Source organism: Pantoea sp. BR_17, assembly GCF_041955125.1.
Taxonomy (GTDB): domain Bacteria; phylum Pseudomonadota; class Gammaproteobacteria; order Enterobacterales; family Enterobacteriaceae; genus Pantoea; species Pantoea stewartii.
On record NZ_JAVAXT010000004.1, the window covers coordinates 137,980 to 160,312 of the forward strand.

23 protein-coding genes and 1 other annotated feature are annotated in these 22,333 nt (G+C 47.2%); of the genes, 10 read left to right on the forward strand and 13 right to left on the reverse strand.

What is annotated here, in order from left to right; all coding sequences use genetic code 11:
- Window position 1: 1 nt before the first annotated feature.
- The 9 genes from rfbC (at window position 2) to wzzB (ending at window position 9,817) form a co-directional block, all read left to right on the forward strand.
- Entirely contained in the window at window positions 2–541 is a 540-nt protein-coding gene (gene rfbC, locus RAC60_RS08520; RefSeq protein ID WP_375093339.1) for a dTDP-4-dehydrorhamnose 3,5-epimerase, read from the forward strand.
- Between the two features lie 118 nt (window positions 542–659).
- The gene (locus RAC60_RS08525) at window positions 660–1,874 is read left to right on the forward strand and encodes an oligosaccharide flippase family protein (RefSeq protein WP_375093340.1); all 1,215 of its coding nucleotides are present in this window, start codon (window positions 660–662) and stop codon (window positions 1,872–1,874) included.
- On the forward strand, window positions 1,862–3,721 hold the full coding sequence (asnB, locus tag RAC60_RS08530) for an asparagine synthase (glutamine-hydrolyzing) (RefSeq protein WP_375093342.1): 1,860 nt from the start codon (window positions 1,862–1,864) through the stop codon (window positions 3,719–3,721). The genes RAC60_RS08525 and asnB overlap by 13 nt, the downstream gene beginning before the upstream one ends.
- Window positions 3,718–4,467: a glycosyltransferase domain-containing protein gene (locus RAC60_RS08535; protein WP_375093344.1), complete on the forward strand. Its 750-nt coding sequence runs from the start codon at window positions 3,718–3,720 to the stop codon at window positions 4,465–4,467. Before asnB ends, RAC60_RS08535 begins: the two co-directional genes overlap by 4 nt.
- A complete protein-coding gene (locus tag RAC60_RS08540; protein WP_375093345.1) occupies window positions 4,468–5,334 on the forward strand; it encodes a glycosyltransferase family 2 protein in 867 nt (288 codons plus the stop codon).
- Complete coding sequence (locus RAC60_RS08545) at window positions 5,331–6,356, forward strand: EpsG family protein (RefSeq protein ID WP_375093346.1); 1,026 nt, start codon at window positions 5,331–5,333, stop codon at window positions 6,354–6,356. The genes RAC60_RS08540 and RAC60_RS08545 overlap by 4 nt, the downstream gene beginning before the upstream one ends.
- A gap of 11 nt (window positions 6,357–6,367) precedes the next feature.
- Window positions 6,368–7,153: a galactosyltransferase-related protein gene (locus RAC60_RS08550; protein ID WP_375093347.1), complete on the forward strand. Its 786-nt coding sequence runs from the start codon at window positions 6,368–6,370 to the stop codon at window positions 7,151–7,153.
- Window positions 7,154–7,286: 133 nt separating this feature from the next.
- Window positions 7,287–8,696: an NADP-dependent phosphogluconate dehydrogenase gene (gene gndA, locus RAC60_RS08555; protein WP_375093349.1), complete on the forward strand. Its 1,410-nt coding sequence runs from the start codon at window positions 7,287–7,289 to the stop codon at window positions 8,694–8,696.
- A 104-nt stretch (window positions 8,697–8,800) separates the two neighbouring features.
- Entirely contained in the window at window positions 8,801–9,817 is a 1,017-nt protein-coding gene (wzzB, locus tag RAC60_RS08560) for an LPS O-antigen chain length determinant protein WzzB (protein ID WP_375093350.1), read from the forward strand.
- 132 nt (window positions 9,818–9,949) lie between these two features.
- On the opposite strand, the gene RAC60_RS08565 is transcribed toward wzzB, so the two are convergent.
- From RAC60_RS08565 to hisL, 12 genes are all read right to left on the reverse strand, one after another.
- Window positions 9,950–11,245, reverse strand: a complete 1,296-nt coding sequence (locus RAC60_RS08565) for a succinylglutamate desuccinylase/aspartoacylase family protein (protein WP_375093352.1) — start codon at window positions 11,243–11,245, stop codon at window positions 9,950–9,952.
- A 106-nt stretch (window positions 11,246–11,351) separates the two neighbouring features.
- Window positions 11,352–12,149 (reverse strand): ABC transporter substrate-binding protein, encoded by a 798-nt coding sequence (locus RAC60_RS08570; RefSeq protein ID WP_058708396.1) that lies wholly within the window; start codon window positions 12,147–12,149, stop codon window positions 11,352–11,354.
- Window positions 12,150–12,216: 67 nt separating this feature from the next.
- On the reverse strand, window positions 12,217–12,693 hold the full coding sequence (locus tag RAC60_RS08575) for a YbaK/prolyl-tRNA synthetase associated domain-containing protein (RefSeq protein WP_375093353.1): 477 nt from the start codon (window positions 12,691–12,693) through the stop codon (window positions 12,217–12,219).
- A 73-nt stretch (window positions 12,694–12,766) separates the two neighbouring features.
- Window positions 12,767–13,378 carry a bifunctional phosphoribosyl-AMP cyclohydrolase/phosphoribosyl-ATP diphosphatase HisIE gene (hisIE, locus tag RAC60_RS08580; protein WP_006119834.1) on the reverse strand — a complete coding sequence of 204 codons (612 nt, stop codon included), beginning with the start codon at window positions 13,376–13,378 and terminating at the stop codon, window positions 12,767–12,769.
- Complete coding sequence (gene hisF / locus RAC60_RS08585; RefSeq protein WP_006119833.1) at window positions 13,372–14,148, reverse strand: imidazole glycerol phosphate synthase subunit HisF; 777 nt, start codon at window positions 14,146–14,148, stop codon at window positions 13,372–13,374. Before hisF ends, hisIE begins: the two co-directional genes overlap by 7 nt.
- On the reverse strand, window positions 14,130–14,867 hold the full coding sequence (hisA, locus tag RAC60_RS08590; RefSeq protein ID WP_033740446.1) for a 1-(5-phosphoribosyl)-5-[(5-phosphoribosylamino)methylideneamino]imidazole-4-carboxamide isomerase: 738 nt from the start codon (window positions 14,865–14,867) through the stop codon (window positions 14,130–14,132). The genes hisF and hisA overlap by 19 nt, the downstream gene beginning before the upstream one ends.
- Window positions 14,867–15,457, reverse strand: a complete 591-nt coding sequence (hisH, locus tag RAC60_RS08595) for an imidazole glycerol phosphate synthase subunit HisH (RefSeq protein WP_006119831.1) — start codon at window positions 15,455–15,457, stop codon at window positions 14,867–14,869. Before hisH ends, hisA begins: the two co-directional genes overlap by 1 nt.
- Complete coding sequence (gene hisB / locus RAC60_RS08600) at window positions 15,457–16,524, reverse strand: bifunctional histidinol-phosphatase/imidazoleglycerol-phosphate dehydratase HisB (protein WP_324021243.1); 1,068 nt, start codon at window positions 16,522–16,524, stop codon at window positions 15,457–15,459. Before hisB ends, hisH begins: the two co-directional genes overlap by 1 nt.
- A 2-nt stretch (window positions 16,525–16,526) precedes the next feature.
- Window positions 16,527–17,597: a histidinol-phosphate transaminase gene (hisC, locus tag RAC60_RS08605; RefSeq protein WP_033740442.1), complete on the reverse strand. Its 1,071-nt coding sequence runs from the start codon at window positions 17,595–17,597 to the stop codon at window positions 16,527–16,529.
- Window positions 17,594–18,901: a histidinol dehydrogenase gene (gene hisD, locus RAC60_RS08610; protein WP_006119828.1), complete on the reverse strand. Its 1,308-nt coding sequence runs from the start codon at window positions 18,899–18,901 to the stop codon at window positions 17,594–17,596. The genes hisC and hisD overlap by 4 nt, the downstream gene beginning before the upstream one ends.
- Before the next feature lie 3 nt (window positions 18,902–18,904).
- Entirely contained in the window at window positions 18,905–19,804 is a 900-nt protein-coding gene (gene hisG / locus RAC60_RS08615; protein WP_006119827.1) for an ATP phosphoribosyltransferase, read from the reverse strand.
- 52 nt (window positions 19,805–19,856) lie between these two features.
- Window positions 19,857–19,977, reverse strand: a sequence feature (His leader region).
- On the reverse strand, window positions 19,953–20,000 hold the full coding sequence (gene hisL / locus RAC60_RS08620) for a his operon leader peptide (protein ID WP_100396937.1): 48 nt from the start codon (window positions 19,998–20,000) through the stop codon (window positions 19,953–19,955). It overlaps the preceding feature by 25 nt.
- 178 nt (window positions 20,001–20,178) lie before the next feature.
- On the opposite strand from hisL, the gene RAC60_RS08625 reads away from it, so the two are divergent.
- Complete coding sequence (locus tag RAC60_RS08625) at window positions 20,179–21,006, forward strand: SDR family oxidoreductase (protein ID WP_006119826.1); 828 nt, start codon at window positions 20,179–20,181, stop codon at window positions 21,004–21,006.
- Between the two features lie 46 nt (window positions 21,007–21,052).
- Here RAC60_RS08625 and RAC60_RS08630 read toward each other — a convergent pair whose 3' ends face one another.
- A complete protein-coding gene (locus RAC60_RS08630; protein WP_375093357.1) occupies window positions 21,053–22,330 on the reverse strand; it encodes an NAD(P)/FAD-dependent oxidoreductase in 1,278 nt (425 codons plus the stop codon).
- Window positions 22,331–22,333: the final 3 nt, after the last annotated feature.

Sequence of the window (22,333 nt, forward strand, 5' to 3'; positions counted from 1 at the left end):
CATGAAAGTGATTGAAACTGAAATTCCAGATGTGCTTATTTTTGAACCACAAGTTTTTGGAGATGAGCGCGGGTTCTTTATGGAGAGCTTTAATCAGAAAAAATTTGATGAAGCGGTTGGGCAAAAGATTGAGTTTGTTCAAGACAACCACTCTAAGTCTGCTAAAAACGTGCTTAGAGGATTGCATTATCAAATTCCACCCTACTCTCAAGGAAAGTTAGTCCGTTGTGTTACGGGCGAAGTCTATGACGTAGCCGTCGACATACGTGAGAATTCCTCATACTATGGGAAGTGGGTAGGTGTGCATTTATCGGCTGAAAACAAGCGTCAGTTATGGATTCCTGAAGGGTTTGCACACGGTTTTTTAGTTTTGAGTGATTCTGCAGAGTTCTTATACAAAACGACAAATTATTATCATGCAGAAAGTGACAGAGGTCTGATGTGGAATGATCCTGACATCGGTATTCAATGGCCTTTAGTGAACTCACCTCTGCTGTCTGATAAAGACCGCAATCAACCTGGTTTTAACAAAGTGCCTTAAAAGCATACGAAATAAAACAAACTAATCAGCTGATAGTTTAGAAATGAATTGTCAGCTGGTTAAAAAAACTCAACGCTAATATAAATAATTAATTTTATGCGAAATATGAGATAGCAGTATGGGGCATTACAAGAAAATAGTTTTTGATAATTTCTTTCTGGCTGTCCAGTTTTTATTTGGTGGTTTGACAGTATTTTATGTGTCGCCAATGATTATTAAAATTATTGGTGTTTATGATTATGGAAAACTGGCAGTTTTTTTAAGTCTGGTTACATATATGTCAGTAATAATCCAGTATTCCTTTAATATGACTGGTCCAAAACTGATAGCGGAAAATAGTGATAAAAAAGAATATATTTTTAATGTAATATTGTCAGCGAAAGGTGCTTTGTTTTTGCTGGTGACCTTTTTATTTTTTGTGTATTTTTTTATTAATCATGAAAAATATAGTCTGGTCTATCTTTTGTTTCTTATTATGCCATTTTCATGGGTTTTAAATAGCGCATGGTTTTTACAATATAATGGTAAGTTTTTAATCAGTAGTGTTTGCTCCATCTTAGGCTCTATAGCAACATTTATTTTTGCCTACTTTTTTTTGAAAAAAAGTGATGGCTATGCTGTAGCTATCATGTGTCTGGTTTTGTCGGCAGCAATTAATGGTTTATTAACTTTTATTTTTTCTGTCTGGAATATAGATAAAATAAGAATTTTAAAACCATTCGGTGTAATTAAGGATGGTCGCGATATTTTTATATCGCAGATGATTTCGGCACTGTACACAATGTCAGGTGTTTTAATTGTCTCGTATTTTTACGGTTCGGCTCAGAGTGGTGTTTATGCCGCTATTGAAAGATTCATGAACCTTTTTATTTCATTAGGAATATTAACACATGTGGCGGCGTATCCTAAGTTGACTGTAATTTTTAATAAGGACTTTAAAAAATACAGGGGTACAGTCCTGTTCGTTGTAGGCGTTTATACATTATTCTCTCTTGGTATCTTATTAGGACTGTTTTTATTTGAGGCTCAAATAGAAAATTATATATTTGGTAGTCAATACGAAGATGCATATAAAGTTTTGTACTCGGCTGCGTTTTATATTTTTTTTGGTATTTATGGTCCAGTTATAACCGGTTATTTAAATCTTATTAATGAAAGTAGCAAAATAATCAAAATAAATATATCGATAACCATCATTTCCATGTTGTTGGGTGGTTTCTTATTGAGGTTTTTAGGCAGTGAAGGTTGGTTGCTGGGGCTTGGCTTGGCTCAAATTATCAATGTAATATATTTCATAAGAATATTTTTCCGGAGATCGTCATGTGTGGGATAGTTGGATTTATTGGTGAACACAAAAACAAAAATATTATTGCTAATATGCTGGCTACTATTAAACACAGGGGCCCTGACTCCGATGGTATTTGGCATGACGATTCCTGCAATTTATTTTTAGGTCACACCCGTTTATCAATTGTAGATTTAACCGCATCCGGTCATCAACCTATGGTCAGTGATTGTGGCAATTACGTGTTAACCTTTAATGGCGAAATTTATAATCACATTGAACTTCGCAATAAATTGTCAAATACGCTGCCATTAAATTGGAGGGGGATGTCAGATACCGAAACTTTATTAAAGTGTATTATAGAGTGGGGTTTAGTTAAGACACTTGAAAACCTGACGGGGATGTATGCCTTTGCGCTATGGGATGTTCGTAAAAGAACGTTAAGTTTAGCACGGGATCGCTTGGGTGAAAAGCCACTATATTATGGATATGTGGGTGGGTCTTTTATATTTTCATCGGAATTAAAAGCGATAAAAGAACATCCGGACTTCAGTGAAGAAATAGACTGGGATTCCGTTAACGGGTTTCTACACAAAAACTACATATCATCACCCAACTCAATATATAAAAATATTAAAAAATTAAAAGCTGCACACTACTTGCGTGTCACGTACGAAGATATTTTGGCAAAAGCTGATGTTCAGCCTGTTTGCTATTGGTCAGTCTCGTCTTCATTAACTGATAATAATAATTACGAAAAAAAAGACTACAATAAATCTTTAGAAGAATTAGACGTTATATTAACCAATACTATAGCGCTACAGTCTATTGCTGATGTAAAAGTGGGTGCTTTTTTATCAGGAGGTATTGATTCAAGTGCTGTTGTTGCATTACTTAAAAAGAATAATCAAAACGTTACTACTTTTTCTATTGGAATGCCTGATAAAGAATTCGATGAATCGCAACATGCTATCGAAATCGCAAAATATCTCGGAACCACACATTTCAATTATAATATCACCCCAGATGAAGCTCTTAATATAATTGATAAAATCCCAAGGATTTGGGATGAACCTTTTGCGGACAGTTCTCAAATACCTACTTTTATGGTGAGCCAATTTGCACGGGAGCATGTGACAGTAGCTTTATCCGGAGACGGTGGCGATGAATTATTCATGGGTTACAATCAGTATCCTCTGTTAAAAAAATTATGGGAAACAAATGCATTATCGGTGCTACCTGTAGCCAAAGTTTCAAACACCCTCAAAAGATTAAAAATAAAAGGCTTAAATCCCTATTTACAAAGAGCTGAAAACTTATCGCTGGCATGGAATTTTAAAGAGCCATATCAACTCAATGATTTTTGGATGGATAAATACAGAAATTCAGAATTTCCTATGTTAAATAATCCGCAACGTTTCTCGGATCCTGCACCGAAATTTAAAGATGGAATAACATCAGTCTGCCTTCACGATTTGAATTATTACCTTCCAGATGATGTGTTAACGAAAGTGGACAGAGCATCCATGGCTGTTAGCCTCGAAACGCGCGCGCCATTTCTTGACCATAAAGTTGTTGAGTTTGCATACCACTTACCAACACAGTACAAAATAGATCATAAAGTACAGAAAAAAATTCTTAAAGATATGCTCTACAAATATGTGGACAGGACGTTGATTGATAGACCTAAGCAAGGATTTTCGCTGCCAATGAAACGTTGGCTGAAAGTCGAATTAAAAGACTGGGCTTACGATAGATTAAAATCATTACCGTCGGACAAGTTTAATGGCAGTGCTATAGAAAAAATGTGGTACGAGCATCAAAATGGACTTAAAGATAATAGCGAAAAAATCTGGGGCCTTTGTAATTTAGCTAATTTTCTGGTAAAAAAATGAATAAGATTGCCGTTTACACTTGTGTTACTGGTGGATACGATAAAATTAAAAAGCCAGCTGTTATTAACAGTAACATTGACTATTTATGCTTTAGTGATACCAATATTGATGTGCCTTATCCTTGGAAATTAATTCAAGTTAATGAAGAAGCAAAATTCTCAGGACTTGATAAGAAAACCATCAATCGTAAGGTTAAAATTACACCACATATTTTTCATTATTTTGATAATTACGAGTTAACAATTTATATTGACGGCAATATAGAAATCTTAAGTGATTTGTCATTGTTGGTGGAGACAGTGACAAGTCAAGATGAAAAAATATTCATGTACGAACATTTTGCTCGTAATTGTTTATATGAAGAAGCCATTGAATGCTTATTGATCGGCCATGACTGGCAATGGAATATTTACAGACAGATGAGAAAATATAAACAGTCTGGATTTCCTTCTCATTATGGTCTCTATGAGTGTTCTATCATTATTAGAAAAAAAGACACATCCATCAATATGTTAATGGACGATTGGTACAAAGAATATTTGAGTGGGGTAAAGCGCGATCAATTATCCTTAATGTATGTGGTTTGGACCAACATGTTCAGAATTAAGAGTTTGGGCAAAAGTGATGCGAGGTTCCTTAAAAAGGATTTTAATTTGGTACCTCATAAAGCCTCTAATTCGAGTTTAAAAAGGCGCATTAAAGCAAAACTAAACAAATGTATGCATTCTTTAGCAGGTGGATTTTAAATGTATAATAAAAAATTTGGCATCATCATAGTCTTTTATCACCCTGAAATAGAAAATGTAGAGACTGCTCGCAGGCTAAGTGAAAAATATGATGTTGTCATTGTTGATAACAGTGAAAAGCCACAAAATTATACATTGCCCTCTGCAACAGTTATCAATTTGAATGGAAATCAAGGAATAGCAACAGCATTAAACAAGGGCCTTACCTATTTAATAGAAAAAAATTATGAGTTTGCATTTTTGTTAGACCAAGATAGTGAACCCGAAGATGATTTAATAGTATCTTTAATAGAATATATTGAAAGTACTGATGAGAAAACCTGTCTGGTATCTCCTTCGTATTTTGATAATGCAATCAATAAAAATGCTGAGTTTATTGTCTGTGAAAAAGACAGAATTGTCAGGCAACCCGCAGTAGGCAATGAGCCTATTCAGGCTTCTTATGTTATAACGTCTGGCTCAATGATTAGGCTCTCAACTATCCAACATATCGGTTTTATGCTTGATAAACTGTTTATCGATTTTGTGGATATTGAATGGTGCCTGCGTGCAAGGCATGCAGGGTATCAGATAGTAGGATTACCCTGGTTGAAAATGAGTCATGAGATTGGTGGTAAGCCGGTTAAGGTTCTGAATCGGACGTATGTCAATCATTCACCCATTCGACATTATTATTATTTCCGAAACGTTTTTCATCTATTAAGAATGAAACATATTCATTCTCAATGGAAGAAAATGGAAGTTATTAAACTGGCTCCGAGGTTCTTGGTATATGCTTTTTTCACTGAAAAACCTCTTCAGCACACCTCTCATATGTTGAAAGGTATTTGGGATGGAATATGCGGTCGGTCCGGTAAAAAAAGATGACTACAGATAATAAAAAAATAATATTAATTTTATATTTCCTTCTTGCTATCGCTGTATTTATCTTTTTTGACTTTACAGATTCACCTGATTTTCAATCCTATCTTAATTGGTATGAATCTTCGATAAACCTGTCATACCTTGACACTTGGGTCTTGTTAAAAGATCCGGGCTTTTATTTCCTATCAAATTTTTCTTATTTTTTAAGCTTAGGAGTCTTGGGTGTAATATTTATTTTGTTTACTATTTCGATTAGTACAAAAATGCTTGTTGCTTATAGATTTCTCAATGCAGAAATGTTTTTTTGGTTTGGTGTGTTATATCTATCCAGATTATTTATAATTCATGACTTAATACAATATCGTGCTGGTGCTGCCATTGGTCTGGGCTTTTTATCTTTCTTTTTCTATTTGAATTCATACAGGTTGCGAGCCGGTATGTTTTTTTTAATCGCTGCTTCAATTCATCTTTCGGCGATACTAATATTGGTAGTGATTCCACTTCATTCGTTTTTGAGAAAAAGACAAAGCGCTAACCTTTTCAATTTTATCGTTATCTCATTTATACTATCCTTTTGCGTGGTTCTCATCGATCCTTACAGGCTGTTCATGGGACTAATGGCAAAAATTCCTTTTTTGCAAGAAAGGATTGCACCCTATGTAGATGGTTCATATCAAACATCAGCTATCCCTTTATTTAACACGTATGTTTTAATCAAAATTTCAATTTTTATATTTTTTCTGCGTTGGATTTATCTGAATCAAGATAAAGAGCTTGTTAGAAATAATTATTTGCTTTTTTTGTCATTTTTTATATCTTTTTTTAGCTTGGTGCTGGGTTGGTTTTTTAGAGGAAATGATTCTTTAGCAATAAGGTTATCTGATTTTTATTGTATATATGATGTTCTGTTTTTTGTGCTCGCGCTAAATGTTTTTGCTGAGTCCAGTAAGCCTTTATATCGGTTATATATTTTGATAAGTGCAGCTATCTTTTTATATTCATCTGCAAAATTAATTCTTCATTAAATGGCCATTTTATGAGTGTTTTTATTTCTGTAGTTTCACATAATCATGCTGACATGATTATGAAGACAGTTTTTTTTCGGGATCTCGCAGCAAATTATAATCTTGTTTTAAAAAATAATACTGCTAAAGATAGTAAAGTGTTAAATGGTTTTTGTAAAATTAACAAAATACATCTTATAGATAGTGATTATGGGCTTGGGTTTGGAAGTAATAACAATGTCAACTTTAAATATTGTGTTGACGTTCTCGGTATGCAAGACGATGACATATTTATTCTTATCAACCCCGATGTTTCCATAAATACTAAAAGCATAGAAGATTTAATAGCGTTAATTGGTAAATATGATTCTGACGTTGCAGGGATCTCTCTTTTTAAAGACGAAAGTTTTAAAAATAGAGATTTATCAATACGTAAATATCCTACTTTTATATCATTCTTTTCATCATTAGTTGGTATTAAAAGAGAATGTTATTTTGCCAATTTTTCTGCTAATGAAGAGGCGGTGGATATGGAGTGGGTCGCAGGCTCTTTCATGGCATTTAAATCATCATCTTACAGAAAAGTGCAGGGTTTTAATGAAAATTATTTTATGTACTGCGAAGATATTGATATCTGTTACAGAGCAAAATCACAAGGGATGAAACTCTTGTATTTCCCTCAAATAAAGGCTTTGCATATGGCTCAGCATAACAACCGTAAAATTTTTAGTAAGCATTTTTTATGGCATCTGACCAGTGCGTTGAGGTTTATACTAAGCAAGCATGTCAAATCTTACGTAAATTCTTCTATCAAATAAAACGTGTTTTTGACTGTTTTTTCTATCTATTTTTAAGCGTTCGCTCTTTTTTTTACTAAGATGTATCCTTTAGGGTATAATTTTAACCATATTTTAATCGCGCCTGGCGCGAAGAGCACAGAAGGAGTCAAAAATGTCTAAGCAACAAATCGGCGTTGTAGGTATGGCGGTAATGGGCCGTAATTTGGCACTTAACATTGAGAGCCGCGGTTATACTGTTTCAGTTTTTAATCGTTCACGTGAAAAAACGGATGAAGTGATTGCTGAGAACCCTGGCAAGAAGCTGGCTCCATTTTATTCTGTTGAAGATTTCGTCGATTCCCTTGAGAAACCACGTCGCATCTTGTTAATGGTGCAGGCTGGCGAAGCTACCGATAAGACTATCGCTTCACTGACACCGCATCTTGATAAAGGCGATATTTTAATCGATGGCGGTAATACTTTTTATAAGGATACTATTCGTCGCAATAAAGAACTTTCCGATCAAGGTTTCAATTTCATTGGTACAGGTGTATCGGGTGGTGAAGAAGGCGCGCTTAAAGGCCCCTCAATTATGCCTGGCGGTCAAAAAGAAGCCTATGAGCTTGTTGCACCTATTTTAAATAAAATCGCTGCCCGCGCTGAAGATGGCGAAGCATGTGTAACCTATATAGGTTCTGATGGCGCAGGCCATTACGTTAAAATGGTTCATAATGGCATTGAATATGGTGATATGCAGTTAATCGCAGAAGCCTACTCTCTGTTAAAAGGTGCACTGAACTTAACAAATGAAGAGTTAGCCGACACCTTTACGGAATGGAATAATGGTGAATTAAGTAGCTATCTTATAGACATTACTAAAGATATATTCACCAAAAAAGATGAAGATGGTAATTATTTAGTTGATGTCATTTTAGATGAAGCAGCTAATAAGGGGACGGGGAAGTGGACGAGCCAGAGTTCTCTTGACCTCGGTGAGCCGTTATCATTAATCACAGAATCTGTATTTGCTCGCTACCTTTCTTCTCTTAAATCTCAACGTGTCGCGGCTTCTAAAGTTTTAAGTGGGCCAGTAGCCAAAAATTTCACCGGAGATAAAGCCGAATTTATTGAAAAAGTTCGTCAAGCTTTGTATTTGGGCAAAATTGTTTCTTATGCTCAAGGCTTCTCTCAACTAAAGGCTGCATCAGATCAATATAACTGGGATCTGCAGTATGGCGAGATTGCCAAAATTTTCCGTGCAGGTTGTATTATCCGTGCTCAATTCCTTCAGAAAATTACTGATGCTTATTCCGCGGATGTAAATATTGCTAATTTACTTTTAGCGCCTTACTTCAAAAAAATTGCTGATGAATATCAGCAAGCACTCCGTGATGTTGTTGCTTTTGCCGTTCAGAACGGAATCCCAACACCAACCTTCTCGTCAGCAGTTGCATATTATGACAGCTACCGCTCAGCAGTTCTGCCTGCTAATTTAATTCAGGCACAACGCGACTTCTTTGGTGCGCATACTTATAAACGAATTGATAAAGAAGGCGTTTATCACACTGAATGGCTTGAGTAAATAATATATGAAAGCCTCTTATTCATGAGAGGCTTTTTGTATGCTAATACTCTTGAGTATTAACCAATAACTGTAGGTAATTCAACTGAATTAATGAATTTATTATGAATAAAAATGATGAAAATGATAATTTCTCATCCCAAAATGGTTTTTTTGTGAAAGCCAGGGCTGATGAATCTGGAATTGATCTAATTGATTTGATTATACAGCTTTGGCGTGGGAAAGTTGTTATTTTTACAGCGATTATTATTTCTATCTTTATTAGTTTGATTTATCTTCACGTTGTAAAAGAAAAATGGGTTTCTACTTCAGTAGTAACCCTTCCTGCAGCTGGGCAAGTAGCAAATTATAATGCTGCTTTAAGTATAGTTTATGCTGATTCCCCACAGGATAAACCTTCACTTACGGGACTTCAAAACCAATTATTCAACCGCTTTACTGCTTCTATGAGTGCTTTATCAGCAGCTCTTAATAATCTTGAAACGCCACTCTCACTGACAATAAGTCCAGTTAAAGGGAGCGACGATGCCATAAGCATTTCATTTGTAGGACATACTGCAAAAGAAGCTCAAATGCAACTAACGCAATATATATCTCAGATTAATAATGAAGTCGTTAAAGATTATGGCGATGATATCAAAAGAAATTTAAGTGTAAAAACACGTGAGCTTACTAATACTCTGGATACATATACTCAAGTAGCATTGAACCAGAAACAGCATCGGCTTGATGTTATCAAGCAGGCTTTAAAAATTGCTGATGCGTCTAATGTAGGTAAGTTGCAAGTAAATCAGGCAGAGTTTCTGTCAGATGATACTTTATATTTATTAGGCAGTGATGCTCTTAATGCTATGGTTAAGAATGAAAATTCAAAACCTCTTGATTTTAGTAAAGAATATTATGAAGCACAACGGGCTTTGCTTGCAGTGACTCATCTTAAAATCGAAGTTGAGAACTTACAATCTTATCGTTATATTTCTCAGCCAGACCTTCCATTTAAACGCATGAGTCCTAAGAAGGGCTCTACTTTAATTCTTGCTTTTTTAATTGGTGCTTTATTGGGTTCAGTTATTGTTATCGGCCGCAACGCTCTTCTTAGCAATCGTCATCGGGAACGATAAAAAATAAGGCTGGTCTAAATTTTAGATCAGCCTTATTTATCACTTTGCTCTCAATCAATTTTCGAGGTGAAATTGATTCAATTTTAACAATAATTTATTAGAAAATATAATAGCATCTAATTTTATCCGGGTTTAAACCAACAACTCCCCACTCCTCACCGCCTTATCGCCCGCCAGCCTTAACACCAGCATGCCTGCCGTCGCAAATCTGGCCCAGTGTCGCGCGTATAGCACGCCTCCAAATTCTGCGACCAGCGGCGTGATGTGGTCGGTGACAGGATCAACAATCTCCGCAACCACTTCCCCTGGACGGATTCGCGCGCCCAGCGGTTTGCGATACAGGATTAGGCCCGATACCGGTGAGTGAACATATTCACAACCCGCCAGCGGCGTCGGGGGATTTTTAAGCGGCGGCATTAAAGCCGACGTGCCTTCAGTGTGTCGCTGCTTGATAATACTGCCTTCTTCTGCGGCCTGCGCCACACCAGGCGCACCCAGTCCGGTGCCGCTCTCATCCACACCGACCACATCCTCGCCGCCGCTCACCACCGACACCAGCTCATCACCGCCAATCACCGGCGCAGCGACTTCAACGGACACGGACGTATCGGCCGCAGAGATATAGCCGGATTCCTGCAACGCGTTAATGATCGCATCTGCGTCCTGCTCAGCCTGTTCAGGCGAGACATCACGTACGCCACGTAGCTCCAGCGTTACCGGCAGCAGGCCGCGCGGCATCGGGAATGTTTCACCAAATTTTTCAGCCAGCGTCAGCCAGGGTTCACAGCAGGCTTCGTCGAAGGGCTCACCCCCCGATATCTGTGCCAGTAGCTGCACTTCACTGCCCAGCCAGCGTGCTAAGGGTTCGATATCCGGCCATGCATGTGGCGTGGTGTAAAGGTGTGGAACCGCCTCCCAGTCACAATGCAAATCAATCATCAGATCGGCCTGACTGGCCATGCGCATCAGCGTATAACGCTGGGCTTCCAGTTCAGTTTTGGCGATTGTGTCACGGTAGTAACGGTCAATCGCATCACGAATCAGCTGCCGGTTCTGACTCTCATTCTGGGTCAGCGTCTCGGCCAGTTCCCCCGCCAGAAGTGCACCCAGAGACGGGAATTTGCGGTTAAAATCCTGGCCGGACTGTGCGTGGAAGCGTCCCAGATGCGTACCGTGCCAGTGTTGGCTCAGGGCCAGCGGATTGGATACCGGTATCAGGGAGAAAAAAGCTTTGAGTCGTCCGGCAGATTCCAGCGCCTGTAAACGCTGCTTAAGATACCAGGCCACCGCCATCCCCGGGATCTCGTCGCCATGTAAGGAAGCCTGAATATAGACCTGGCGACTGTGATCATCGCCAAAATGAAAACTGATAATTTCACGCTGGGTGCCGAGAGAGGCGCTTAACAAAGGGTGATGTTGTTGGTACATACCGTGTTAATGTCCTTTTGTCGGTTCAGGGGCGGACAAATGCCGCCCATAAAGTCATTGAGTATAGTCATGCAGACGGAGGAGGGGGAAAAAGCCTGCACTGACGTTACGGTTGAATGGAAATATCCGTGGCGAAATATTTCTTTTGCAGTTTGTCAAAGGTGCCATTTTTCTTAATGGCAGCGAAGGCATCATCCAGCGCAGTTTTCAGTTCGGTATCGCCTTTACGCAGGCCAATCGCCGTGCCCGGCCCGATGATCGGGTCTTTCACAATCGGCCCGGCCAGTTCAAACGCGCTGCCCTGAGGTTGTTTGAGAAAACCGTTTGCCGCCTGAGCCGCATCGGTAAAGACCGCATCAAGGCGCCCGGCCACCAGATCACTTTCAACCTGCGCCTGATCGCCATAGGGCACGACCGTCACGCCAAAAGGTTGCCATTTTGCCCGGGCATAACGCTCCTGCACAGTGCCTTGTTCTACGCCTACGGTTTTGCCTTTCAGCGATTCCGGGGCGGGCAACAGGCCCGACCCCTTACGCGCGATAAGCTGGGTATGCGTATCGTACAGCGGCACGGTAAAGTCGATTTGCTTCAGTCGCTCTTCGGTGATGCCCATATCAGACAGAATGGCGTCGAATTTACGCGCTTTAAGCGCCGGAATCATCCCGTCGAACTGGCTTTCCACCCAGACACATTTGGCCTGCATCTGCGTGCACAGCGCGTTACCTAAATCGATATCAAAGCCGACCAGCTTCCCCTGCGGTGTTTTGGATTCAAAAGGGGGATAGGTGGGATCAACAGCGAAGCGAACCTGCTCAATTTTCGCCTGGGCGCCAAACGCGCAGCCAGCCAGGAGGGCCAGCGCTAACGCTTTGTGTAAACGGGTTTTCAGAGAAGTGATTGCCATCGTTTTCGGTCTTCTGTTGTCGTAATAGTGTATTACGCAGAGTACCTTTCACCCGGGATGATGGCAATTAGAGGATGATTTTCAGAATGTTAGCCTGGCAAAGGCCACGGTAATCCTGTGTATTCAGTACGACAGACTGGTCGAGTACGCCGGCGTTAAAGGCAATCTCGTCATAGCGCTCAAACAGCAGCGGGTCGACCACCACAGTTAAATCAGGATGAAAGCTGAACGGGGGAATCGCACCAAATACGCAGCCGGTCAGCACATCGACCTCTGCGGGCGAGGCAAGGGATGCCCGGCGTCCGCCTACGGCTGAGGCGACTTTACTGAGATCGGCCTGCTGATCCGCAGGCAGTACCGCCAGAACATGTTGTTTGACGCCATTGCCTTTCACATGACACACCAGCGCCTTTGCGCCCTGTCCGACTGCCGTGCCGCGAATTTTGGCAACGGCTTCACATTTGCCGGTTGCCTCATGCTGCATCAGGCGGTAACGCGCGCGATGCTGGTCGAGCAGAGCAATGAGTTTTTCATGCGTAGTCACGGTAAAATCCTTACAGGTCAAATGGACGGGAAAGGCTGCTCAGCAAACCGTCGAGCAGCCGTAACGCAGTCTGTCACTTATGACGGGCGCGCAGGTTATTGATGATGGTGCTGAGATCCAGATCCTGATCCTGCAGCAGTACCAGCAGGTGATAGATCAGATCGGAGGCTTCGTTCGTCAGTTCCTCACGATCGTTCACCGTGGCAGCCAGCGCGGTTTCCACGCCTTCTTCACCGACCTTCTGCGCAATACGTTTGGTGCCGCTGGCATAGAGTCTGGCAGTGTAAGAACTTTCCGGGTCGGCCTGCTTACGGGACGCCAGCAGTTGTTCCAACTGATAGAGGAACGTCCAGTCAGGCGCAGCAGGGGAGAAGCAGCTGGAGGTGCCCAGATGGCAGGTGGGGCCAATCGGGTTGGCCAGCACCAGCAACGTGTCGTTGTCGCAGTCAGGTGTGATGCTCACGACCTGTAGAAAGTGTCCTGAGGTCTCGCCTTTGGTCCACAGACGGTTTTTGGTGCGTGAAAAGAACGTCACGTTGCCGTCCTGCAGCGTTTTTTCCAGCGCCGCCTGATTCATATAACCGTGCATCAGAACTTCACCAGAAACAGAGTGCTGGACGATGACCGGCATCATGCCTTGGGTTTTTTCCCAGTCTAACCGGGCCAGTTGTTGTTCAGTTAACACGCACGAATCTCCACACCGTTGTCGATCAGAAAGCGTTTCAGCTCGCCGATATTAATAATTTGTTTGTGAAAAACCGACGCCGCCAGCGCGCCATCGACATTGGCCTGCTCAAAGGCTTCAAGGAAGTGAGTCATGGTACCCGCACCGCCAGAGGCGATCAGCGGTACCTTGCAGACATCACGTACCTTCTTCAACTGCACCAGGTCATAACCGTTGCGCACGCCGTCCTGGTTCATCATGTTGAGGACAATCTCGCCTGCGCCCCGTTTCTGCACTTCCTGCACCCAGTCCAGCGTTTCCCACTGGGTCACGCGGGTGCGGGATTCGTCGCCGGTATACTGATTAACATGGTACTTCCCGCTGGCGTCATCAAACCAGGTATCAATACCGACCACGATGCACTGGACGCCAAAGCGGTCGGCCAGGCGGGTGATCAATGAAGGATCGGCCAGCGCAGGGGAGTTAATGGAAATTTTGTCCGCACCAAACTCCAGAATCCGCGCGGCATCTTCCGGGGTTTTGATGCCGCCTGCCACGCAGAACGGAATGTCGATGACTTCGGCAACGCGCGCAACCCAGCTTTTATCCACTACGCGGTCGTCCGATGAAGCGGTGATATCGTAAAACACCAGCTCGTCCGCACCTTCTTGCGCATAGCGCTGCGCCAGCGGCACGATGTCGCCAATAATTTCGTGGTTACGAAACTGAACGCCTTTTACCACCTGACCGTCACGCACATCGAGACAAGGAATTATCCGTTTTGCCAGCATGCTATGGCCTCCGAAACTGTAAATTTGCCTTCCAGTAGCGCACGTCCGACGATCACGCCCTGAACACCGCTGCCGCGAAGGGCGGCAACGTCACTGAGTTCACCAATACCGCCTGAGGACTGAAACGCAATCTGCGGAAAGCGTGCGGTCACTTCTTTATACAGATCCACGTTCGACCCGCTGAGCGTACCATCACGGGAAATGTCGGTGCACAGAACATGCTTCAGCCCGACAGGCTGGAACTGTTCAATGACCTCTTCGAGCGTAACGCCCGCAGCTTCCTGCCAGCCGCTAATCGCCACCTCTTTGCGGTTGGTCGCATCAATACGGACGTCCAGCGCCAGCACAATCGCGTCCGGGCCAAACTCGGTAAACCAGGCTTTCACTTCCTCGGGCTGTTTGACGGCGGTCGACCCTACCACCACACGGCTGGCACCCGCGTCCAGTAACGCTTTAACGTCTTCCCGACTGCGAATGCCGCCGCCAACCTGGACCACCGCATCCACGCCGTTAAGCAGGCTTTTCAGTAAGGTAATCTGGCGTTTCGCCGGATCTTTAGCACCGGTTAAATCCACAAGGTGCAGTACCGTTGCGCCCTGGCGTGCGTAATCCTGTAAGCGGGGTAACGGATCGCTGCCGTAATCGCGCTGACGGGCATAATCACCCTGATGCAGGCGCACAACCTTGCCATCAATTAAATCTAATGCGGGGATAATCATTACATCTCCAGGAAGTTTTTCAGCAACTGCGCGCCGACTTTGCCAGAGCGTTCCGGGTGGAACTGCACGCCAAAGAAGTTATCTTTCTGTACCGCGGCCGTGAACGCCTGACCATAGTGACACTGCGCAATGGTGCTGGCATTTACGGGCATCGCAAAGCTGTGTACGAAGTAGAAGTAGCTGCCTTCATCAATGCCGCGGAACAGATGATTACCGGCCTGAGCGGTGATCTGGTTCCAGCCCATGTGCGGTAACGGCAAACCCTGCGTGTCCATCAGTGACACGGGCTGGTCGATAATGCCCAGCGTGGGCACACCGCCATTCTCTTCGCTGTGGCTGCCCAGCAGCTGCATGCCCAGGCAAATACCCAGCACCGGCTGCGTACAGGCCTTGACCAGCTCAATCAGCTCACGCTCCTGCAGTTGGTTCATGGCCGCCTGCGCGGTGCCAACGCCGGGCAGAAACAGCTTATCGGCGCGCAGGACGACATCCGGATGGCGACTGACCTCTGGCGTATAGCCCAGACGTTCAACGGCCCACTTTACCGACGACAGGTTGGCACAGCCTGTATCCAGGATCACCACGTTCATTACAGCACTCCTTTAGAGCTCGGCAGGGTATTTCCCTCAACGCGAATCGCCTGACGTAAGGTCCGGCCAAAGGCTTTGAATAAACTTTCCACGCGGTGATGATCGTTTTTCCCTTTGGTTTTCAGGTGCAGGGTGCTCATCATGGCGTAGGACAGGGAACGGAAGAAGTGCTCGACCATCTCGGTGCTCAGATCGCCAACGCGCTGATAGCTGAATTCCGCTTTAAATTCGATATGTGGACGACCAGAGATATCCAGTGCACAGCGCGCCAGGCACTCATCCATCGGCAGCACAAAGCCAAAACGGCCAATGCCGCGCTTATCGCCCAACGCTTTCAGCAGCGCTTCGCCTAATGCCAGACCGGTATCTTCTACCGTGTGGTGATCGTCAATATACAGGTCACCGTTGACGTCGATGTTCATGCGGAAGCCGCCGTGCACGGCAATCTGGTCCAGCATATGATCAAAGAAGCCGACGCCAGTGTTGATCTTACTGCCGCCTTCGCGGTCCAGCCACAGTTCCACGCGGACCTGGGTTTCTTTGGTGTTGCGTTGGACCAGCGCGTAGCGGTCGCGCTGCGTCAGCTGCTGCTGAATCGCTTTCCAGTCCTGACCTTCTGCGCCATAGCGAATGCCCTGAATCCCCATATTTTCCGCCAGCTGAATATCGGTCTGGCGATCGCCAATCACATAGCTGTTGGCCGTATCAAGGGCGCCTTCAGCCAGCCAGGCCTCAACCATCTGGGTTTTCGGCTTACGGCACGCGCAGCGGTCTTCAGGCTTATGGGGACAAATCAGCACATCGCTAAAACGAATGCCCTGCGATGACAAAATCTGCATCATCAGCGTGTGTGGGCCATCGAAGTCCGCCTGTGGAAAACTGTCCGTGCCCAGACCGTCCTGATTGGTAATCATCACCAGCTGATAGCCTGCGTCCTGCAGCGCCAGCAGTGCAGGCACGACGTCCGGCTCAAACGCCAGCTTATCCATCCGATCCACCTGAAAGTCCTGCGGCGGTTCCGAGATAATCGTGCCATCGCGGTCAATAAAAAGGGTCTTCTGACTCATGCTTACTCCAGAGATAAGGCTTGCAGCGCGGCGATCAGGCGTTCGCACTCGGTGCGGGTTCCCACCGAGATGCGCAGACAACCTGCGAGGCCGGGGTTCTTGTTTTGATCACGCAAAATAATGCCCTGATCCCACAAGGTTTTAAACACCTTTGGTGAATCGGTAAAGCGCACCAAAATATAGTTGGTTTCGCTGGGGAAGACCTGCTCCACAACGCGAATTTGCGGCAACTGTTCAAACAACCAGCTACGGTTGGCATTCAGCTCATCGACGTGCTGGCGCATTAAGGCAATCCCTTCGTCGCTCAGTGCCTGGCCCGCCACGTCGGCGACCGGCGTCGCCAGCGGATAGGGCGCAATCACCTTCATCAGCAGGTCGATAACCGGTTTATTCGCCAGCGTAAATCCGCAGCGCAGACCGGCCAGCGCGAAGGCTTTCGACAGGGTGCGCAGGATGACAAGGTGCGGATATTCGCGCAACCAGCCCGCCAGCGTCGCCTGTGGACAAAATTCAATATAGGCTTCATCCGCGACGACCAGCGCTTTGCCGGCGGTCATCGCCAGTAGCTGACGGATAGCGTCCTGATCAATCAGGTTGCCCGTGGGGTTGTTCGGGCTGCACATATAAACGACTTTCACACCGTCGAGCTGTTCGGCAATCGCGGGCAGGTTCAACTGCCAGTCTTCACGTGCCGGCACGGTACGGTACTCAATGCCGATGGTTTCCGCGCTGACGCTGTACATACCGTAGGTCGGTGGGCAGAACAGAATCGCGTCTTTGCCGGGCTCACAGAACGCCCGCATCAACAGCTCAATGCCTTCATCTGCGCCGCGGCTGACCAGCACCTGCTCAGGAGACAGGCCCGCGTAAGCCGCATAACGGGTGATTACCTGCTTCGGCTGGCACTCCGGGTAGCGGTTCAGGGTTTGCTGCGACAACTCAAAGGGCACCGGCAGCGGAAACTCGTTAGCATTCAGCCAGACATCACCGTTGCCGCCCAGACGGCGCGCCGACTGATAAGGCGTCAGCGCACGCACATTGGCGCGGGCCAGTTGTTCAATATCCTGACTCATGCTTGCTCCTTGAGCGCGGTGACGCGCAACGTGACGGCATTTTTGTGGGCATCCAGCTGCTCCGCGGCGGCCAGGGTTTCAATGGTGGCGGCGAGATCCATAAAGCCCTGCGGCGTCAGTTCCTGTACCGTCATACGTTTCTGGAAGTCGGCCAGCCCCAGGCTGGAGCAGGTCGCGGTATAACCATAGGTAGGTAGCACATGGTTCGTGCCGGAGGCATAATCGCCTGCAGACTCGGGCGACCAGTCGCCCAGGAACACGGAGCCTGCGCTGGTGATTTGCTCAACCAGGTCGCGCGGCGTGCGGGTTTGCAGAATCAGGTGCTCCGGACCATAGCGGTTGGAAATCGCCACACACTGTTGCAAATCGCGGGCCACGATCAGGCGGCTGCTTTCCAGCGCCTTACGGGCCGTGGCGGCACGCGGCAGCTGCGCCAGCTGTTGTTCGACAGCGTCAGCCACGCGCTCAGCCAGTCCCTGTGAAGGCGTCAGCAGAATCACCTGAGAATCCGGCCCGTGTTCCGCCTGAGACAACAGGTCGGACGCCACGAACGCGGGCGTGGCACCGTCGTCGGCGATCACCAGCACTTCTGACGGGCCCGCGGGCATATCGATAGCCGCGCCATCGAGGCTCTGGCTGACCTGACGTTTGGCTTCGGTGACCCAGGCGTTGCCCGGTCCGAAAATTTTAGCCACTTTCGGCACGGTCTCGGTGCCGAAGGCCAGGGCGGCAATGGCCTGCGCACCGCCCACCTGAAATACTTCTTCTACGCCACACAGCTGGGCCGCATAGAGAATCTCGTCGGCAATCGGCGGCGGTGAGCACAGCACCACGCGGCCGCATCCGGCAATACGTGCCGGTGTCGCCAGCATCAATACGGTGGAAAACAGCGGGGCGGACCCCCCGGGAATATAGAGGCCGACCGATTGCATCGGGCGCGTCACCTGCTGGCAACGCACGCCCGGCTGGGTTTCGATATCCACGGCTGGCAGAATCTGCGCACGGTGGAAAGTCTCGATATTGGCGACCGCCACCGCCATTGCCTGTTTGAGTTCATCACTGAGACGATCGCTGGCAGCCTGCATCTGCTCAGCGGTCACGCGAAAATCCGTCAGCTCAACCTTGTCAAAGCGCGCGCTAAAATCGCGCAGAGCTGCGTCGCCTTCGCTTTTCACGCGCGCCAGAACGTCACGCACAATCTGACTGATGCTGTCAGAGGCAGACAGCGCCGGGCGTGCCAGCAGCGCCTGTTGCGCCTCCGCGCTGCACGCCTGCCAGTTCACGGGTGTCATGATTTTGCTCATCGTTTACTCCAGCATTTTTTCGATTGGCAGCACCAGAATCGAACTGGCACCCAGCGCTTTGAGTTTTTCCATGGTTTCCCAGAACAGCGTTTCGCTACTCACCATGTGCATTGCCACACGGCTCACATCGCCCGCCAGCGGTAACACGGTTGGACGCTCGGCGCCCGGCAGCAGGCTAATGACTTCTTCCAGACGCTCGCTCGGTGCATGCAACATGATGTATTTGGATTCACGTGCTTTAATCACGCCCTGAATACGGGTCATCATTTTATCGATCAGCTCCTGCTTGGCCGCGGGCATGTCGCCGTCGCGCTGAATCAGCACGGCTTTAGAACGATAGATGACTTCCACTTCACGCAGACCGTTCGCTTCCAGCGTAGCACCGGTGGAGACCAGATCGCAGATCGCATCGGCCAGGCCGGCACGCGGCGCCACTTCGACCGAGCCGTTCAGCAGACAGGATTTAAAGGCGATACCTTGCTTGTCGAGATACTGTTTTAACAGGTGAGGATAGGAGGTAGCGATGCGGGCATTGTTCAGGCACTGCGGGCCGGTGTAAGCGTCATCAACCGGCATGGCCAGTGACAGACGACAGCCGCCAAAGTCGAGGCGACGCAGTGTGAAGTAGCGAGGATCTTCCCCCTGTGCGCGGCGCGTCAGTAACTCTTCTTCCAGCACGTTTTCGCCGATAATGCCCAGGTCGACCACGCCGTCCATCACCAGGCCCGGAATATCGTCATCGCGCACGCGCAGAATATCGATAGGCATATTTTCAGCGAAGGCGATCAGACGCTGTTGCTGAAGATTGATTTTGATCCCGCAGCGCGCCAGCAGCTCGCGTGAATCATCGCTTAACCGACCTGATTTCTGCATAGCTATGCGTAAACGGCTATTGTCTAACATTGTTCCTGTCCCCTTAATTAACCTGTCCTGAATGCGTATTTTGCGTCAGCCCATAAAAAAACCCCCGGAAGACGATCTTCCGGGGGTTCTCTTGCGTTCGCACCACTGGAAGATCCTAGACGTCTTCCAGCACACATCGCCTGAAAGACTAGTCAGGGTGATGGTGGTGATGATGGTTGAACTGAACGCGTGTCATAAAATTCTCGATAATGAAAAGTTATTCATTTGTGTGGAATTAACCTAACGAAGATAGTTGAAATTGGCAACTCTTTTTTAATGTTGTTCTTCGCAAAGCACAGAAACACTTTGCACTGGTTTGCAACTCAGGGGCAGCTTAAGATGGCTGAATCTTGACGTTCGCAGCAGGAGACAATATGAAAAAGGTCGCAATTGTAGGACTCGGCTGGCTGGGCATGCCGCTTGCGATGGCGCTGACCGCGCGAGGCTGGCAGGTGACCGGCAGTAAAACCACGCCGGATGGCGTAGAGGCGGCCCGTCGCTGTGGTATCGATGCGTTTCAACTTGAACTGACGCCCGAACTGGTCTGTGAGGCCGAGGACCTGGAGGCGCTGTTTGACGTGAATGCGCTGGTTGTCACCTTGCCCGCCAGCCGCACGGCAGAGGGCGGCGACGCCTATGTGCAGGCAGTACAAAACGTGGTGGATACCGCGCTGGCGCGCAATGTCCCACGGATCATCTTTACCAGTTCCACCTCCGTCTATGGCGGCAGCGCCGGTATCAAAACGGAGAAAAGCCCGCTTCAACCAGAAACCACGGCAGGCAAAACGCTGGTGGACCTGGAAAACTGGCTGCACGACTTACCCGGCACCAGCGTCGATGTATTGCGTCTGGCCGGGCTGGTGGGCCCGAAACGGCATCCCGGTCGCTTCCTGGCCGGCAAACAGGATTTACCCAATGGATCGCACGGGGTGAATCTGGTGCATCTGGATGATGTGGTGGAGGCGATTATGCTGCTGCTGCAAACGCCAAAAGGCGGCAGGACGTTTAACCTGTGTGCGTTGAAACATCCGTCCCGCGCCCATTTCTATCCCTGTGTGTCGCGCCAGCTGGGCATGACGCCGCCCACCTTTGAACCGCAGACGCACGACGACAGCGGTAAGTTGATTGACGGCGCGCGTATCTGTCACGAGCTGGGCTTTGAATACCGCTACGACGATCCGCAGAAAATGCCGCTGGAGTGAGTGTGGCTTTCCCCTTAGCGGGGAAAGCGTCGTGTTCTGTTCCTGATCACACGCCGAGTCGGTCGCGTAAGGCATACCAGGCGGCACCCATGGCCGTCAGCGGCACTTTAAATCGCCGTCCGCCAGGGAAGGGCAGATGCGGAAGCTTCGCGAAGGCATCAAAGCGCTCAGCATCCCCACGTAACACTTCGCTTATCAGCTTGCCGGAAAGGTGCGTGCAGGTCACTCCGTGGCCGCTGTCGCCCTGCATAAAGTAGACGTTTTTTTCCAGCCGACCAAACTGTGGCATGCGCGACAGCGTCAGCAGAAAATTTCCGCTCCAGGCGAAATCAATCTTCACGTCCTGCAACTGCGGAAAGGTGCGTAGCATTTTAGGCCGGATCATCGTGATCACATCGCCAGGCTCGCGTGCCCCATAAACCACACCGCCACCATAGAGCAGCCGGTTGTCGGCGGTCAGGCGGAAATAGTCCAGCAGATAATTGGAATCTTCTACCGAATAGTTGTTGGGTAACAGCGCTAATGCCCGGTCACGGGACAGCGGTTCGGTGGCGATGATTTGCGAGCCGCACGGCATGCTTTTGCGACTCAGGCGCGGTTCGAGTTCGGAAGGCAGATAAGCATTGCCGGCAAAAATCAGAAACGTGGCGCTGACTTCTCCCTGTGCCGTTTTTACCCGATTAGGTGAACCGTAGCTGACGCTTAACGCGGCGGACTGTTCATAGATACGACCGCCGTGGCGACGAATGGCTTCGGCTTCTCCCAGCGCCAGATTCAGCGGATGCAGATGTGCGCCGCGTTTGTCGAGCAGCCCACCTACATAGCGCTCTGAGCCGATCTCGCGACGAATGCCGCGCTCATCTAACAGTTCAAGCTGGTCGTTACCGTAACGCTGCCAGGCGGCTTTTTGACTGGCCAGGTGCGCCATCTGACGGCGGTTAAACGCGGCGAAGATACCGCCCGGGCGGTAATCGCAGGCGATCGCGTAACGGTCGATACGATCGCGAATAATATCACCGCCTTCAAACATCATACTGCCCAGCATTTTCGCGCTGTCTTTGCCGTAGCGTTGTTCAATCACATCCACGTCGCGGCTGTAGGAATTCACGGCCTGGCCGCCATTGCGGCCGCTGGCACCATAACCAACGCGAGCCGCTTCAAGCAGCACCACATCGTAACCCGCTTCGGTTAAAAACAGGCCGGCCGATAAACCCGTAAAACCGGCACCAATAATGCAAACGTCACACTGGATGCTTTCCTGCAGCACCGGCCAGGGCGCATGGGGGTTCCGTGTGGAGGTGTAGTAGTTTTCTACGTAATTCATATC